Source organism: Enorma phocaeensis (genome assembly GCF_900186505.1).
Taxonomy (GTDB): domain Bacteria; phylum Actinomycetota; class Coriobacteriia; order Coriobacteriales; family Coriobacteriaceae; genus Enorma; species Enorma phocaeensis.
Map to the genome: position 1 here is coordinate 40,947 of NZ_LT891967.1, position 15,626 is coordinate 56,572.

Genomic DNA, 15,626 nt, shown 5'->3' on the forward strand with positions numbered 1-15,626 from the left:
TTCGATCCGGTCGCGGGGCTCAACATCCACGGCGTACGAGGTCGAGCGTTCGCTCCATGAAGCGATCAACAAAGCGTTCGGCATCGACTGAAAGCGCGACCTTGACGCGACCGCTCGGGCAGCCTACGCGCCTTGGGTCGCCGATCGTGCGACCGCGTCCAGCTCCGTCCACATCGACAGCGATGTCGCAGGCAAACGTGCTCACGAGCGCGGGATCGAGTGCTGCCGCCACGGCGAGCGGGTCGTGCAGGTTGCAGCCGGGGGCGCTGTGGGGCTCGGAGGTCTCGGTTACGTCGATGTAGTAGGCAAGCATGTTGGCAAGGAACGCCCCGGCTGCCGTGCCGGTCGCGCGGAACTCCTCGGCTTGCTCGCGCGTGAGCTTCACCTGCGTGGTCACGTCAAGACCGATCATGGTGATGTGCGCGCCGCTCATAAAGAGGGCGGCTGAGGCTTCGGGGTCCTGCGCGATGTTCGCTTCGGCAAAGGGCGTGACGTTTCCCGGTTGGGTAAGCGCTCCGCCCATCATGGTGATGCGCGCTTTCCCGACGATGTCGGGTGCCGCCTTCAGTGCGGCTGCGATGTTGGTCGAAGCGCCAGTTGGGACGATCATGAGGTCATCGGACTCGTTCGCGCGTACGGCATCGATGATGAAGTCGACTGCGGGCATCCTGTCCAGCGCTGCCGGCGTTGATCCTTCCACGTGGGGGATGGCAACATCGCCCGTGCCGTTCGTTCCGTGGAACCGCCCGCTTGCAGGCATGACGGCGAACGACTCCGACCAGCTCGGGTGGTCGATGCCCCTGAAGACGGGGACGTCGGCTCGCCCGAACAGCCCGAGCAGCTCGAGGTCGTTCGCGATCCCTTGCTCCATGGGGACGTTGCCAAACGTCCCGGTGATGCCGATGAGCTCGGCTTCGGGGGAGGCGAGCGCGTAGGTAAGGGCGAGGGTGTCATCGATGCCTGTATCCAAATCAAGTATGAGCTTCATCGCAACGCCTTCCGTAATCAGCTGCGGCTTTGAGCGTCCCGTCGCGCGCCGCGTTCCGAGCGAGGTATTTGGTGCGGCTCGTCTGTGCCGTTCGGGTCGTTGCCCCCGTGCAGCGTGCGGGCGACATCAAACGGTTAAGAGATGTGCCGCGGTTTGTGCGGAACGCTTTATCATGCTAAAGTTTAGCCGAGAATCGCAGTTGGGGGCGTACGGTTTCGCCGTGCGCCCCCTCAGGGTGAACGGGCGCTATAGGCGCCCTTGCCAGTTATCTCGTGCAAAGAGGGGGATCCCCGTATGAAGACGATCGTTCTCGAGCCTGGCGAGCGCTTGCAGCCCGCTCAACTCATCCGCAAGGGCGCGCTGCCCGAGCATATCGTGGCATCTGCTCGCGACATCGTGGCAGATGTGCGCGGTCGCGGCGATGCGGCGCTCAGGGAATACAGCCTGCGGTTCGATGGTGTCGAGCTGGACGGGCTGCGGCTCCCGCGAGCTGCGCTCGATCGCGCGCTCGATCTCGTCGACGGGCCCTTCCGCGCCGCCCTCGAACGCGCCTCCCGGCAAATCCTCGCCTTCCACGAGCGCGAGCTAGAGCAATCGTGGTTCACAACGCGCTCGGATGGCACGCTTCTAGGCGTCAAGATCACCCCGGTTGCCGCTGCTGGCATCTATGTCCCCGGCGGCCGTGCGCAGTACCCCTCAACGGTGCTCATGAATGCCATTCCCGCCAAGGTCGCAGGTGTCGAGCGCATCGTCATGGTTACCCCGCCCCAGCGTGACGCGGCGGGTAGCGACACGGGTGGCATTTCACTCTACACGCTGGCCGCCGCAGCCATCGCCGGTGTGGACGAGATCTACACCGTAGGCGGAGCCCAAGCGATCGCGGCGCTTGCCTATGGCACCGAGTCCATCGCCGCGGTGGATGTCGTTACGGGTCCGGGCAACGCCTATGTCGCAGCGGCCAAGCAGCTCGTCTCGGGCGATGTGGGCATCGATATGGTCGCGGGCCCATCGGAGGTGTGCGTGCTCGCTGACGCCGAGGCGATGCCCGCGGTGGTCGCCGCCGACCTCATGGCCCAGGCGGAGCATGACCCGCTTGCCGCCTGCTACCTGGTAACCTGCGATGCGGCGTTCGCACATGAGGTCGAGCGCGCGCTCGACGTCCTCGTGGCGGCGAGTCCGCGCGCCGATATCACCGCGGCTTCGCTCGCCAACGAGGGAACCATCGTGGTCGCCTCCGACATCGATGCGGCGATCGATGCGGTGAACGTCATCGCGCCCGAGCATCTGGAGCTGCACTGCGCCAACGCCCTCTCGCTGCTTGGCAAGATTCGCAATGCGGGCGCCATCTTCGTGGGCGCTTGGAGTTCCGAGCCGCTCGGTGATTACGTTGCCGGGCCCAACCACACGCTGCCTACCGGCGGTACGGCGCGCTTCTCGAGTCCGCTGTCGGTGAGCGACTTCCAAAAGCGCTCCTCGGTGATCTGCTACACGCCGGATGGTCTTATCGCCGATGCGCCCGCCACCCAGACGCTCGCCCAGGGAGAGGGCCTCTGGGCGCATGCGCTTTCGGTTGGGCTGCGCCGCCGGATGCTCGAAGGGGGCGCGGATGCGGTGGCGCTCGATGTGCTCGGCGCCGAGGATTTGACGGCCGTGGCATGGCCCGAGGATGATCCTCAGACGATCTCGCGCGGCGCGGTCGCCGCTTCAGAAGGCTTCATGCGGGACCAAGAAGGGAACGGAGGCAAGTGATGCAGTTGTCTAGCCGTATGCGTACCCTGGTGCAGGCGCACCTCGTTGACACCGAGCCCTATGACCCGATGTTCTCCCCCACGCGCATCAACCTGTCGGCGAATGAGAACACCTACGGCCTGCCCGATGCGGCGCGTACCGCTATCGATGAGGCGCTTGCAGAAGCGGTGCTCAACCGCTATCCGGATGCCATGGCAAATCCCCTGCGCGACGAGCTTGCTTCGTGGCTCGGAGTGGATCGTGAGCAGATCTGCGTGGGCAACGGTGGCGACGAGGGCATCTTCAACTTCCTGTTCGCATTTGGCGGCGCGGGCCGCACGCTCGTTACCTGCCCTCCAGATTTCAGCGAGTACGCGCAGTTCGCTGGCTTGACGCAGACCGCCGTCAAGCAGGTGTTCCGCGACCCCGACACGATGCTGCCCGATGCCGACGCGCTCGTGGCTGCTGTAGCAACAGCTGATCTGGCGATCTTCACATCACCCAACAACCCCACGGGCGACCTCATGCCGCTCGACCTCATCGAGCGCCTGTGCGACGCCTGTCCGGGTCTCGTCATGATCGATGAAGCGTACATGGAGTTCGCGGAGCCTGGCGCTTCGGCGCTCGCGTTGCTGCCCCGACATGACAATCTGGTGGTGCTGCGCACGTTCTCCAAGGCCTTCGCCGAAGCGGGCGTTCGCTGCGGCTACGTGGTTGCCGCTCCGGACATCATCGACGTCTACGCGGCTGTGCGGCAGATCTATTCCGTGAGCTGCCTCACTCAGGCTGCCGCGCTCGCCGCGCTTGAGCATCGTGCTGACTTCGAGCCCGTGATCGCCCGGATCAAGCAGGAGCGCGCCCGACTCCATGAGGGAATCTCCGCTCTCGTGGCGGGGCTCCCCGCGCCTGCACGAACCTGGCCGAGCTCCGGGAACTTCATACTCGCTCGGCTACCGCAGGCAAGCCGCATCCGCACGCGCCTGCGCGACGAGTATTCTATCTTGGTGCGTGACTTTAGCTACGCGCCCGGCCTTGATGGGTGCCTGCGTATCACCGTCGGCACGCCTGAGGAAAACGACGAGGTCCTCGCCGCGCTCGCGGCCCTTATCGAGGAGGAGACCCGATGACCATCTACAAGAAGCAGCCGCGCAACCTCGAGGAGACGTCGCAGGCAACGATGGCCGAGAGCACCGCGCGACAAAGCGCCGGGCTCACGTCGCTGTTCAAGGGCTCGACCCTGTCCATCGGCGAGCCGCGCACCGCGAACGTCCACCGCGTCACCGGTGAGACCGACATCACGCTCACGCTCGGCCTCGATGGAACCGGGCACTGCGATATCACGACCGATGTGCCGTTCTTCGACCACATGCTCAACGCGTTTGGACGCCATGGGTTGTTCGATCTCAAGGTTGAGGCCTTGGGCGATACCGAGGTCGATGCCCATCACACCGTAGAGGATACGGGCATCGTGCTCGGGCAGGCGTTCGCTCGGGCGCTTGCCGACAAGCGAGGCATCACGCGCTTCGCCAACGTGGCGGTTCCTATGGACGAGACCCTCGTGATGGCTGCCGTGGACATCTCCGGGCGCGGGCAGGCATACTGCGAGCTGCCGTGCCCCACCGAGCGGGTGGGCAGCTTCGATACCGAGCTCGCCGTCGAGTTCTTCTACGCGTTTGCGCGCGATGCGGGCGTCACGCTCCATGTGCGCGAGCTCGCGGGCGCGAATTCCCACCACATCATCGAGGCGGCCTTTAAGGCCGTGGGCCGCGCGATGCGCTACGCTTGCGAGCTCGATCCGCGGGTAACGGGCGTCCCCTCGACCAAGGGCTCGCTGTAGCGGGCGCACGGGGAGGTACCTATGGATGCGCCTATCATCGCGGTGGTCGATTACCACAAGGGCAATCTGTCGAGCGTTGCTCGCGGGCTTGCGCGAGCGGGTGCCGAGGCGCTCGTGACCGATGACCCCGAGCGCATCCGCACGGCGGACGGCATCGTGCTGCCCGGCGTGGGGTCGTTTTACGATGCCATTACGTTCATGCGCGACCATGGCCAGGATACGGCGGTGATCGATGCGGTCGCAGGAGGGGAGGGCACGCCGTTTCTGGGCATCTGCCTGGGACTCCAGTTGCTTTTCGAGCGCGGCGACGAGGGTGTGCCCGCATCCGGCAAGACCGAGGGCGCCTCGCTTCCGTCGGATGGGGATGCCTCTCCCGCCCCTATAGCAGCGGATTCCGTTTCCAAGGGTGCGCGCCTCGCTCCAGGAACGGTCTTCTCTGCCGGCGAGCGGCGTTGGGTGAGCGGCTTGGGCGTTCTGGCCGGTTCGTGCACGATCCTGCCTGCTCGACGCCTCAAGGTGCCCCATGTCGGGTGGGACCAGGTGCATCTGACCGAGCGAGGGCGCATCTGCCCGCTGCTGGCGGGTTTCGCCGAGGGCTCCAACGTCTATTTCACCCACTCGTTTGCCCTCGATGACGATGTCGAGCCTCAAGATGTCGCTGCGGTCACGCATTATGGGCGGAACTTCGGTTCGGTGGTGTGGCACGGCAACCTCTACGGCTGCCAGTTCCATCCCGAGAAGTCATCCAACCACGGACATGAGATACTTCGCAACTTCGTTTCGATCTCTTCCCGCGCGAGAGGGGCACATGCATGATTCTCTTTCCCGCCATCGACCTCGTAGCCGGCAAGGTCGTGCGTCTCGAGCGCGGGGACCGCGCGCATATGAAGGTCTATGCCGATGACCCGGTCGCCGTCGCGCGTTCCTTTGCCGAGCAGGGCGCCCGTTGGATCCACGTGGTGGATCTCTCGGCCGCGCTCGAGGAAGACGAGGCTGCTTGCGCCGCCAACAACGAGGCGATCCGTGCGATCTGCACCGTCGATGGCATCAGCGTCGACGTAGGTGGCGGCGTGCGTTCGCTTGCGCGCATCGACGAGCTCGCGGCGATGGGCGCGGCGCGTATCGCGCTCGGCACGGTGCTCGTGCTCGAGCCTGGTTTTGCCGAGATCGCCGCCCGCGGGTTCGGCGAGCTGCTCGCCGCCGACGTTGCCGCACGCGACGGCGAGGTGAAGGTCAACGGTTGGCGCGAGGGCGTCGCGCGTTCCGTCGATGACGTCGTGGGCGAGCTCGCCGGATTGGGCTTCAAGCACCTCGTGTTCACCGATATTTCCCGCGACGGCATGCAAACCGGTATCGACGTCGACGCCTACCGGCATGTGGCGGCCATCGCGGGCTTCCCCGTGATCGCATCCGGCGGCATTTCCTCGGTCGATGATATACGCGCGCTCGCCGCTGCGGGCCCCCAGGTGATCGAGGGGGCAATCACGGGCCGTGCGCTCTACGAGGGCGCCTTCGCCCTTCCCGAGGCGCTCGAAGCCGCCGCGGGCGAACGCTGAAAGGACCGCTATGCTCACCAAACGGGTGATACCCTGCCTTGATGTTAAGAACGGCCGCGTCGTGAAGGGCGTGAACTTCGTGGCGCTGCGCGATGCGGGCGATCCGGTCGAGCTCGCAGCTGCCTATGACCGCGCCGGAGCCGACGAGGTCGTGTTCCTCGATATCACCGCGACGAGCGACGATCGTGCGACCACCATCGAAATGGCGGCCCATGCGGCAGAGGAGCTCTCCATTCCCTACACCGTGGGCGGAGGGTTCCGGGACCTCGCGGGCATGCGCCGCATGGTCGCTGCGGGTGCGGACAAGATCTCGCTCAACTCGGCCGCGGTGCGCGACCCAAACCTCATCGCGCTTGCGGCGCAGGCGTTCGGCAGCCAGGCCGTCATCTGCGCTATCGATGCGAAGCGGGTGGGAGAGCCAGGTGCGCCCGGTGCCGACCGCTGGGAGGTCTATGTTGCGGGCGGACGCACGCCCACGGGCATCGATGCCGTGGCATGGGCCGAGGAGGCCGCGCGTCGCGGCGCCGGAGAGATCTTGCTCACCAGCATGGATCGTGATGGCACCAAGGAGGGCTTCGACCTGGCGCTCACGCGCGCGGTGGCGCGCGCGGTGTCCATCCCCGTCATCGCGTCCGGCGGCGTGGGCACGCTCGAGCACTTCGCCGAGGGCATCATCGAGGGCGAGGCGGATGCGGTGCTCGCGGCGAGCGTGTTCCATTTCGGAACGTTCAGCATCCGTCAGGTCAAAGAGTACATGGCGGCTCAGGGCATCCCCATGCGACTCGACTTCTGAGGGGAAGAAGATGGACCTCAAAGAGCTGAAATTCGATGCGGACGGGCTCATCCCGGCGGTGGTGCAGCAGCACGATACAGGCGAGGTGCTCATGGTCGCGTGGATGAACGCGGAATCCCTGCGCCTCACGCTCGAGACGGGGACCACCTGGTTTTGGAGCCGGAGCCGCCAGGAGCTGTGGAACAAGGGCGCGACGAGCGGCAACATGCAGCAGGTGCGGGAGCTCTGGGCGGATTGCGATGGCGATACCCTTCTTGTGAAGGTCGATTCGCCTGGCCCTGCTTGCCATACCGGTAACCGGAGCTGCTTCTTCAGGCGGCTCGACACCTAGACGACGCGTATGCAGCCGGGCGGAACGTTCGGCACACACGATCGATTGCGAGCCGTGCCGCAAGGTGCGGAGATGACTACTAGGGGGTCTTCCATGGGAGAGAGAACCGCTCACGTGCACGATGGGGACATCGGCGCCACCATCACCAGCTTGGCGGCGACCATACACGGCAGGCGCGCTGCGGTGCCCGAGGAAAGCTATACCGCGCGCTTGCTCTTCGGTCCGGAGGACAAGCTCTTGAAGAAGGTGGTCGAGGAGGCTTGCGAGGTCGTGATGGCGGCAAAGGACTGCGACCACGATCATATCCGCTACGAGGCGGGAGACCTCGTGTACCATCTGCTCGTAGCGCTTGAGCGCTACGGCGTTACCGTCGAGGAGCTCGCAGGCGAGCTCGATGCGCGCATGAGATAGGGGCGGCCGCTCGCAGGGACCGCCAATCGCGGGGCTTGCTTCGGCCATGCTGGACGGCATCGGCGCTGGTTCCGCGCCCTGATGCCTCGCACCCTCCACGACCTATGATCGTGGTTCCTATACGAGTTCGCAGGTTTCCCAAGAGCCGTCGATATGAGGAAGGTCGAAGGTTCGAAAGCCTGAGCGGTACGCTTGTTCTCGAGCGCCCTCGATGCCGTAGCAGATATCCTGCGCCCGATGAGCATCGGAGCCAAAGGTGAGCGGCACGCCGGCGCGGGCGAAGCGTTCAAGTAGGCCAAAGGAAGGATAGTAATCGCCAACGCCCTTGCGAAGGGCGGCTGTGGAAAGCTCGATGCGCCGTCCGGTGTCGTGTGCGCAGGCAGCCATCTCTTCCCAGAGGGGCGCAAGGTCTATGGTCGGCGCCCAGCCCTCCCTCGAGAAGCGGGCAGGCAAGTCCGGATGGGCCATCACGTCGAAGGCGAGCGGGCTCTCGCAGGCGCGGCACCAGGTAACGACGTAGCGACGCCATACCTCATCAGCGCCGAGCTCCTCCCAAAGATGCATATCGCTGCCGTCGTCTATCCATCCCGCGGGATGGTCGGTGCCATCTCCTGCAACCGCGTCCGTTCCTCGCGAAGCTTCTGCCGAGGTGAGGGGTATCCGATCACCGAGCTCAGCTGTTCCGAGCCAGTGCACGCTGCCTAGGCGCACCATAGCGCCCGCAGCCCAGTGCTCGACCAGCGGCTCGCACCCCTCGTACCAATCGCATTCAAAGCCGTATACGAGCTCCAAGGACGGAGCGAGTGCGGCGGCAAGTTCGCGCGCCTCCTCGAAGGCGGCCCGGTGCGCTGCGAGGTTGGCTTCAGGCACCGAAGCTTCGCAGGCAGGGTCCATGGAGGCGGGCAAGGTCAGATGATCGGTCGAGACCAGAACGCGACAGCCCCGAGCTGCCGCCGCTCGTACGTTCTCCTCAAAGGTGGACGTGCCGTCCGAGAAGCAGGTGTGCGTATGGCAGTCGATAAGGGGGATGGTGAGCGTGCTCATGGGAACTCCTCGATCGCGGTGCCTGGACTCAACGGTATCGTACCGCGAACGACGCTCATCGGGCTCCTCCGTTTGCGACTTGCGGCTAAGGGGCATACTGGCATTGCGCGCCACGTATCGCGCAACCGAGACGCGAACCTGCTAGCGAGGAGGGCCCATGCCTGCTAACGAACCGGTGCTGTTCATCGAGTATCCACCATGCTCCACCTGCAAGAAGGCAAAGCGCTGGCTCGATGAGCACGGCATTGCCCATATCGACCGGCATATCGTGGAAGATAATCCCCGAGCGGAAGAAATAGCCTCTTGGCAGCAGGCATCTGGTTTGCCGCTGCGCCGCTTCTTCAATACGAGCGGGATGAAGTACCGCGAACTCGGCGTGAAGGCACAGCTTGACGCCGGCATGTCCGATGAAGATGCCCGCGCTCTGCTGGCGAGCAACGGCATGCTCGTCAAGCGTCCCGTCGTCGTGACCGGCGATACGGTGCTGGTGGGTTTCCGTGAGAAGGAATGGGAGGCGGCGCTCCTGTAACGGCTGCGGCGGCAGCTGGACCGCTTCCTCCGACGGCTTAGATTAGCGCGCTGTTGCTATGAGACGGTACCCATGAGCTCGTTCATCTGGTTGATTTGATGCAAGAGCATCGCGAACACCACGATGATCGCGATGATGAGCACCAGATCGAGAACGAGGGCGAGTATGGCGAGGGGGCGCATGGAAGCGTGCTTGCGGATGGCGACGATGGCGCATACGAGGCTCGCGATGATGAGGAATATCCCCACCGGCCAGCTGGCGAAGTAGCCGACGGGAGCGCCCACCACGCATGCGAGGAGCGCGGCTATAGAGAGCGCTGGACCAGTGGATGCAGGGCCACGGCTATGGCGCCCGCCGGTACGAGGACCATGGTCGGCATCTTCCAGCCTGTTCTTCTTGAGCTCGCTCATGGTAGCCGCCTTCCGTTCGCGTGACCGCCGTCACCTTCCGCGCGACGCGGTGCCGTTGTCTCCACCACAGGATAGTGCATGCCTTTGCGGGCGCATAGCGGGTACCATAGAAGACGGAAAACGAACGGAAAGGCGAAGCATGGATGCATCTGAGCTGGAGCGGCTGGTGCGAGCCGTGGCAGCGGGGAGCCTTGCCCCCCATGAACTTGTCGAACGGGTGCGCGTCGATTCGGTGGCAGAGCTGGGTTACGCGCAGGTTGATACCCTTCGCGGCGTGCGCACCGGAGTCTCCGAGGTCATTTACGGTGCCGGAAAGACTGCTGAGCAGATTGCGGGTATCGTCGGCGCCATGCGCGAGGCGGGCCAGAGCCGCGTGCTCATCACCCGCCTTGATGCCGGCAAGGCAGCTGAGCTCGAGCGCCTTGGCTGCGCCTTCACCTTCTTCGAGCAGGCACGTGCCGGCGTCGTCGGCGACCTGCCCGAGGCCGATGGCAATGGCGAGATCCTGGTGCTCACGGCGGGAACGAGCGATGTGCCCGTGGCGGAGGAGGCGGTGCTGACGGCGCGATTTTTGGGCAATAAGGTGACCTGTGTGCACGATGCGGGCGTGGCGGGGATCCATCGCCTGCTCCGGCATGGCGACGAGATAGCCCGCGCACAGGTGATCATTGCGATCGCTGGCATGGAGGGGGCGCTGCCGAGCGTGGTGGGCGGACTCGCCTCATGCCCGGTGATCGCGGTTCCCACGAGCGTGGGCTACGGTGCGAACCTGGGCGGGCTCACGACGCTGCTGGCGATGGTGAACAGCTGCGCGAGCGGGGTCTCGGTCGTGAACATCGACAATGGCTTCGGCGCCGCTTTCCAGGCGTCGCTCATCAACCATCTCCCGGGACGAAGCGCGTAGCGCCTGCAGGACCGCTTCTCGCCATGAATTGAGACAATTGAGGCCGGCATCACTTGGCAGCGCGGAGGCAATGGGATCATCGCCTCTGCTGTCAGCGGTGCCGGCCTCGTTCGCTGTGAGCTGCTCATGTGCTCCAGCTAGGCCGATTCACGCAGGCTAGCGTTCGAAAGCCGTTCGCCCGCCCACGATGGTGCGTACGACCTCGAGGTCGTCATCGACAAACGTGAGGTCGGCATCGAAGCCATGCGAGATGCTGCCCTTGGTGGGGAAGCCGATGAGCTTTGCGGGGTTTGCGGTCATAAGGCGGGCGGCATGCTCGACATCGGTGTCCGCGAACTTCACGATGTTGCGGAGCGCCTGGGCGAGCGTGAGCGTGGAACCCGCGCGCACACCCGTGCTGGCGAGCTTTGCGTCGCCATCCTCCACCACGACATCGTTTACCCCGAGCTTATAGTTTCCATCGGGGAGGCCCGCCGCCATGATGGAGTCGGTGATCGCGACGACGCGGTCCCAGCCCTTTGCCTTGAGGTAGAGACGCACGCTCCCTGGATGTAGATGGCGACCGTCGCATATGGCCTCGACGTACAGGTCCGTCTCGAGCGCCACGCCCCAGATGGCGGGATCGTGCTGGTGGAAGAGGCGCATGGCGTTGCCCAGATGGGTCGCGCTCGCCGCTCCCGCCCTCACGCATGCCATCGATTGATCGTATCCCGCGCCGCTGTGTCCGATGGCGCAGGTGATGCCCATGGCGTTGAGTTCGGGGATGAGCTTCTCGACGCCGGGGATCTCGGGGGCGAGCGTCGTGTAGCGCACGTGCCCGCCCGACGCCTCCTGGTATTGGCGGAAGAGCTCTACGCTGGCCTCGTGCATAAGCAGGTGCTCGGGCATGGCGCCTTTGTACTCGCTTGATAGGCACGGCCCCTCGAGGTGAATGCCCAAAAGCGCCGCCCCATCGTAAGGGCCTCCCTCGATGACCTTGCGCGCCTGCTCCATGCACCAGAGCGTCTGCTCGGGCGTGTCGGTGAGCACGGAGCAGAGCCAACCGGTGACACCCTGGGACGCGAAGAAGCGGCCGATGGTGCGAAGCCCTTCTTCATCGGCGGCATTGACGTCGACGTTGGCAGCACCATGGGTGTGCACGTCGATAAAGCCGGGGAGCACGGTGAGACCGGTTGCGTCGAGTTCGGGCAAGCCTCGGAGGTTGGCATAGGAGCATGGAAGGCCGGTGATGCGACCGTCCTCAACCACGATGTCGCGCCGCTCGATGCCCTCGGGCGTCAGGACGTTGGCACCGGTGACATAAAGAGATTGATCCATGGTAACGTCCTTTCAGGCGATGCGTTAGAGCGGCTGCTCAGCGGCGATGGCATTCACATAGATGAGCGCATCGGGGTGGTTCTGGAGGATCGTGACGGGGAAGGATGCGGTGATGTCGCCGTAGGCAGCGCGGCGAACGACGGCGCGGTGCAGCACGCGGAAGACGCCCAGGCGCACCTTGCGCGCGTGCAGGATCTCATGCATGCCGATGGTCACGCAGCGGCGCGGCATGTCCTCGAGCACGCCGCCCGAGTCGTTCATGGCGTTTACGGCGCGGGTTTCGGGGCGGATGTCGAGCGTGCGCGTCTTGAGTGCGGCGAACTCTTCCGGCGTGAGCTCTTCCTGCGGTTCGTTGAAGGCGAGGTGCCCCGTGATGCCGATGCCGCCAAAGGCGATGTCGACGCCGCCGAGCTCGTCGATGAGCGCAGGCACCCGCTCCGGATCCTTGGGATCGGGGAAGACGCGCTGGCTCTCAGGCATAAGGAGCTCGGGCGCGATCTTGCCGTAGACCTCGCGGTCCATGAAGCCGCGGAACGAGAGGGGGTCGTCGTGATCGATCCAGGAGTCATCGTCGGCGAGGTACTCGTCCATATTGATGAACCAGCAGTCCTTGAGGGACAGCTTGCGCTCGTTCACCAGACGCACGAAGATGGGGTAGTGGCCCGTTGGCCCTACCGGGCAGATGAAGACGGTCTTCTCGCCCTTGGCGTTATGCTCCTCGATGGTGCTTACCATCTCGAGGGCCATCTCGTAGAACACCTCGCCGGAGTCGCCGAGCACCATCAGCGGTATCTTCGCGTCCTCACCGAGCTTATCAGCCGGGATGCGGTAGTAGTCATGAATCATGGAAGGGCTCCTTTCAAAATAAGACAGCCGGACTCTGCGCGCTCGCATGGTCCGGCTGTCGTTAGTCGCTACAGGTCAGACCTGAGCCACTGAGATGCAGGTTGGGGCACTACAGCGTCTCGTAGATCCCGTAGGACTGGTCCATAATGTCGGTCTTGACGTAGTCCTCGACGGGAACCTCGGCCTCGACGGTGCCGTTGTTGAGGAAGACCTGCTGCTGGGCCTCGTAGTAGCCGAGAATGGTCTCGTTGTCGCCGATGGCGTCGGCAGCACCCTGCCAGTCGCCCTCGCCGGTTGCCTGAAGCATCGTATCCTCGGAGACACCGAGCTCGCCAGCGAGCATGGAGGCGACGTCGTCGATGTTCTCGGCGCGATAGACCTGGGCCTTCTCGATGGCGGCGCCGAAGCGGGCGAGGATCTCAGCGTTCTCCTCGGCGTAATCGGGCAGGCAGACGAAGCTCGAGGGGAAGGCGGCGCGGTCGGTGTAGTCGATGTTGGTGCCAAGGACCAGGTAGTTCTCGCCGAGCTCCTGCTCGATGGTCACGGTGTTGGGCGACCAGGTGGCGGCGGCGTCGATCTGTCCCTGGATCAGGGCGGTGGTCATACCGGAGACCTGCATCTCGACGGCGTTGATGTCGTCCATGGTGAGGCCGGCATCCTCGAGCACGAACTGGAGGATGATCTCGGAGGAGGTACCAGAGGACACGCCGACGGTCTTGCCGGCGAGCTCCTCAGCAGAAGCTACGCGGCTCTTGTCGCACACGACGGCGTCAGCCTGGGAGAGCTGGTCGAACTGGAACACGACGGCGTCGCCGTTGATGCACAGCGAGTGCGCGCCATGGCCGATCTGGGCGATGTCGATGTCACCGGACTGCATAGCGGTGATCTCGGCCGGGCCGGCCTCGAACTGCTGCGGCTCGACGGTGATGCCGACCTCCTCGAAGTAGCCCTGCTCGATGGCCGTGAAGAGGGAGGAGGCGGAACCCAGGTTGGGCATGTATGCCACGCGCAGGGTCACCGGCTCGTAGCTGCTCCCGGAAGCGGCGCTGCCGGCGGTGCTGCCGGAGGTGGTGCCGCCGCCGGAGCAACCGGCGAGCGCGGCAGCCGCGCCGAGACCGGCGGTGCCGGCGAGCACGCCGCGACGGCTGACCATGAGATCGTTGAGGTACTTCATAAGGCACTCCTTCTCTTCCTGCGCCCCTGGATTCGGGTGCGCATGATTACCGATGTCGTACCCGCATCGCATCGCGCCGATTCGCTGCGGGTATCCTTGCATCCGCTATTTGCGGACAGACAGGTACTCCTGATAGACCTGGCTCCAGATCTCGTTCTTGAGTTCGAGGAACCGCGGGCTCATCTTGGTGGCCTGGTCGCGCGGATAGGGGATATCGATGTCGATGATGTCCTTCACGCGGCCGGGGCGTGCGCACATGATGACGCAGCGCTGGCCCAAGATGATGGCCTCTTCGACGTCATGGGTGATGAAGAAGCAGGTCTTGCGCTCCTTCTCCCAGGTCTCGATGAGTTCCTGCTGGAGCTGGGTGCGGGTCTGCGCGTCCAATGCACCGAAGGGTTCGTCCATGAGCAGGACCTTCGGGTTGGTGGCGTAGGCGCGGGCGATGGCGACGCGCTGCTTCATGCCGCCGGAGAGCTCCTTGGGGTAATGGTTGGCGAAGTCCTCGAGATCGACCATCTTGAGGTACTTGTGGGCGATCTCCTCGGCTTCTTCCTTGGACTTGCCCTGGAGCTTAAGGCCGAACATGACGTTCTTGATGACCGTGAGCCAAGGGAAGAGCGCGTACTGCTGGAACACGATGCCGCGCTCGGGGCTCGGGCCGTCGACGGGCTTGCCGTCCACGAGAACCTGGCCTTCGGTGGGGGTCTCAAGGCCGCCGATGATGTTCAGAAGCGTGGATTTGCCGCAGCCGGAGGGGCCGACCACCGTGATGAACTCGTTCTCGTGGATGTCGAGGTCCACGCCGTTGAGCGCGGTCATCTCACCCTTGCGAGTCTGGAACTTCTTCACCACATGGTCGATGTGGACCTTTACTGCTGCATCGTTTCCTGCCATCCGGTGAACCTCCTTTCAAGGAAGCGAACGATCTTCTCGAAGCAGATGCCGATCACGCCGAGCAGGATGATGCCCAGAAGGACCGTCGCCATGTCGTAGTAACCACTTGCCTGCTGGATCATCATGCCCAGGCCGCGGTCGCCACCGACGATCTCGGACGCCATGAGCGTGGTGAGGGAGGTGGAGAGGCCCAGACGCGCTGCGACGAGGATGAACGGGGTCGTTGCCGGGATGGTGACCTTGAAGAAGATGTCCTTCTGCTTGGCGCCCAGCACGCGGGCAGCCTTGATGAGCGTGGTGTCGACGCCCTTGACGCCCTGGTAGATGGTGACCACCTGAACGAGGAAGGCAGCGATGAAGATGACCGCGATCTTGGACTCGTTACCGATGCCGAGCCATGCGATGAGCAGGAACACGTAGGCCAGCGGCGGGATGTTGCGGACGAACTGGATCCACGGCTCGACGATGTGGCGGATCGGGTCGTACCAGGCCATGAGGAACGCGACCGGAATCGAGGTCACGAACGCGAGGCCGAAGCCGATGAGCACGCGCGACAGCGATGCGAAGATGTGCTCGAATAGGCGTCCGCTCTCGATCTGGCTCATCATGGCGTCGAACACCTCGGCGGGTGGGGCGAACACCGCGGGCATCTGGCTGGATGCCGCCAGCCAGAGCACGATCGCGCAGGCGAACGAGATCAAAACCCAAACTACGTTGGGGATCTTCGCCCAGATTGGCACTTTCTTTTGATCCATCGTATGGGACTCCTTCCTCACGCGGTCCAAAGTCCTGAACTATCACTTATACGTTTAAGTAGTCATGCAGGACTCAGGTAATCAAAGTGTAAAGCGCGATTTGAAG

The 15,626-nt window shown here is 64.4% G+C and carries 18 protein-coding genes; 10 read left to right on the forward strand and 8 right to left on the reverse strand.

Annotation, left to right across the window (positions count from 1 at the left end; translation table 11 throughout):
* Positions 1 to 19 precede the first annotated feature (19 nt).
* Complete coding sequence (locus C1717_RS00225) at positions 20 to 988, reverse strand: nucleoside hydrolase (RefSeq protein WP_102371226.1); 969 nt, start codon at positions 986 to 988, stop codon at positions 20 to 22.
* 294 nt (positions 989 to 1,282) lie between these two features.
* Here C1717_RS00225 and hisD point away from each other — a divergent pair, with 294 nt between their 5' ends.
* The 8 genes from hisD to hisE all read left to right on the forward strand — a co-directional run bounded on the left by hisD (position 1,283) and on the right by hisE (position 7,644).
* A complete protein-coding gene (hisD, locus tag C1717_RS00230; protein ID WP_102371227.1) occupies positions 1,283 to 2,737 on the forward strand; it encodes a histidinol dehydrogenase in 1,455 nt (484 codons plus the stop codon).
* Positions 2,737 to 3,843 (forward strand): histidinol-phosphate transaminase, encoded by a 1,107-nt coding sequence (gene hisC / locus C1717_RS00235; protein ID WP_102371228.1) that lies wholly within the window; start codon positions 2,737 to 2,739, stop codon positions 3,841 to 3,843. Before hisD ends, hisC begins: the two co-directional genes overlap by 1 nt.
* Positions 3,840 to 4,553, forward strand: a complete 714-nt coding sequence (gene hisB, locus C1717_RS00240; RefSeq protein WP_102371229.1) for an imidazoleglycerol-phosphate dehydratase HisB — start codon at positions 3,840 to 3,842, stop codon at positions 4,551 to 4,553. Before hisC ends, hisB begins: the two co-directional genes overlap by 4 nt.
* 21 nt (positions 4,554 to 4,574) lie before the next feature.
* Positions 4,575 to 5,369: a glutamine amidotransferase-related protein gene (locus C1717_RS00245; RefSeq protein ID WP_102371230.1), complete on the forward strand. Its 795-nt coding sequence runs from the start codon at positions 4,575 to 4,577 to the stop codon at positions 5,367 to 5,369.
* Positions 5,366 to 6,109, forward strand: a complete 744-nt coding sequence (locus C1717_RS00250) for a 1-(5-phosphoribosyl)-5-[(5-phosphoribosylamino)methylideneamino]imidazole-4-carboxamide isomerase (RefSeq protein WP_102371231.1) — start codon at positions 5,366 to 5,368, stop codon at positions 6,107 to 6,109. Before C1717_RS00245 ends, C1717_RS00250 begins: the two co-directional genes overlap by 4 nt.
* A 10-nt stretch (positions 6,110 to 6,119) precedes the next feature.
* Positions 6,120 to 6,902: an imidazole glycerol phosphate synthase subunit HisF gene (gene hisF / locus C1717_RS00255; RefSeq protein ID WP_102371232.1), complete on the forward strand. Its 783-nt coding sequence runs from the start codon at positions 6,120 to 6,122 to the stop codon at positions 6,900 to 6,902.
* Positions 6,903 to 6,912: 10 nt separating this feature from the next.
* A complete protein-coding gene (hisI, locus tag C1717_RS00260) occupies positions 6,913 to 7,233 on the forward strand; it encodes a phosphoribosyl-AMP cyclohydrolase (protein WP_102371234.1) in 321 nt (106 codons plus the stop codon).
* Between the two features lie 93 nt (positions 7,234 to 7,326).
* Positions 7,327 to 7,644, forward strand: a complete 318-nt coding sequence (gene hisE, locus C1717_RS00265) for a phosphoribosyl-ATP diphosphatase (RefSeq protein ID WP_102371235.1) — start codon at positions 7,327 to 7,329, stop codon at positions 7,642 to 7,644.
* Positions 7,645 to 7,761: 117 nt separating this feature from the next.
* Here the strand turns inward: hisE and C1717_RS00270 are convergent, their stop codons facing one another.
* Positions 7,762 to 8,688 carry a PHP domain-containing protein gene (locus C1717_RS00270; RefSeq protein ID WP_102371237.1) on the reverse strand — a complete coding sequence of 309 codons (927 nt, stop codon included), beginning with the start codon at positions 8,686 to 8,688 and terminating at the stop codon, positions 7,762 to 7,764.
* Positions 8,689 to 8,845: 157 nt separating this feature from the next.
* Between C1717_RS00270 and C1717_RS00275 the strand changes: the two genes are divergently transcribed.
* The gene (locus C1717_RS00275) at positions 8,846 to 9,217 is read left to right on the forward strand and encodes an arsenate reductase family protein (RefSeq protein ID WP_102371239.1); all 372 of its coding nucleotides are present in this window, start codon (positions 8,846 to 8,848) and stop codon (positions 9,215 to 9,217) included.
* A 56-nt stretch (positions 9,218 to 9,273) separates the two neighbouring features.
* Here the strand turns inward: C1717_RS00275 and C1717_RS00280 are convergent, their stop codons facing one another.
* On the reverse strand, positions 9,274 to 9,627 hold the full coding sequence (locus C1717_RS00280; protein WP_102371240.1) for a hypothetical protein: 354 nt from the start codon (positions 9,625 to 9,627) through the stop codon (positions 9,274 to 9,276).
* Between the two features lie 139 nt (positions 9,628 to 9,766).
* Here C1717_RS00280 and larB point away from each other — a divergent pair, with 139 nt between their 5' ends.
* Positions 9,767 to 10,531 (forward strand): nickel pincer cofactor biosynthesis protein LarB, encoded by a 765-nt coding sequence (gene larB, locus C1717_RS00285; protein WP_102371242.1) that lies wholly within the window; start codon positions 9,767 to 9,769, stop codon positions 10,529 to 10,531.
* 156 nt (positions 10,532 to 10,687) lie between these two features.
* Here larB and nagA read toward each other — a convergent pair whose 3' ends face one another.
* The 5 genes from nagA to C1717_RS00310 form a co-directional block, all read right to left on the reverse strand.
* Complete coding sequence (nagA, locus tag C1717_RS00290) at positions 10,688 to 11,848, reverse strand: N-acetylglucosamine-6-phosphate deacetylase (RefSeq protein WP_102371243.1); 1,161 nt, start codon at positions 11,846 to 11,848, stop codon at positions 10,688 to 10,690.
* A gap of 24 nt (positions 11,849 to 11,872) precedes the next feature.
* Complete coding sequence (locus C1717_RS00295; protein WP_102371244.1) at positions 11,873 to 12,694, reverse strand: sugar phosphate isomerase family; 822 nt, start codon at positions 12,692 to 12,694, stop codon at positions 11,873 to 11,875.
* 109 nt (positions 12,695 to 12,803) lie between these two features.
* Positions 12,804 to 13,868 carry an ABC transporter substrate-binding protein gene (locus C1717_RS00300; RefSeq protein WP_102371246.1) on the reverse strand — a complete coding sequence of 355 codons (1,065 nt, stop codon included), beginning with the start codon at positions 13,866 to 13,868 and terminating at the stop codon, positions 12,804 to 12,806.
* A gap of 105 nt (positions 13,869 to 13,973) precedes the next feature.
* The gene (locus C1717_RS00305) at positions 13,974 to 14,765 is read right to left on the reverse strand and encodes an ABC transporter ATP-binding protein (RefSeq protein ID WP_102371247.1); all 792 of its coding nucleotides are present in this window, start codon (positions 14,763 to 14,765) and stop codon (positions 13,974 to 13,976) included.
* The gene (locus C1717_RS00310) at positions 14,741 to 15,520 is read right to left on the reverse strand and encodes an ABC transporter permease (RefSeq protein ID WP_102371249.1); all 780 of its coding nucleotides are present in this window, start codon (positions 15,518 to 15,520) and stop codon (positions 14,741 to 14,743) included. Before C1717_RS00310 ends, C1717_RS00305 begins: the two co-directional genes overlap by 25 nt.
* Positions 15,521 to 15,626 lie beyond the last annotated feature (106 nt).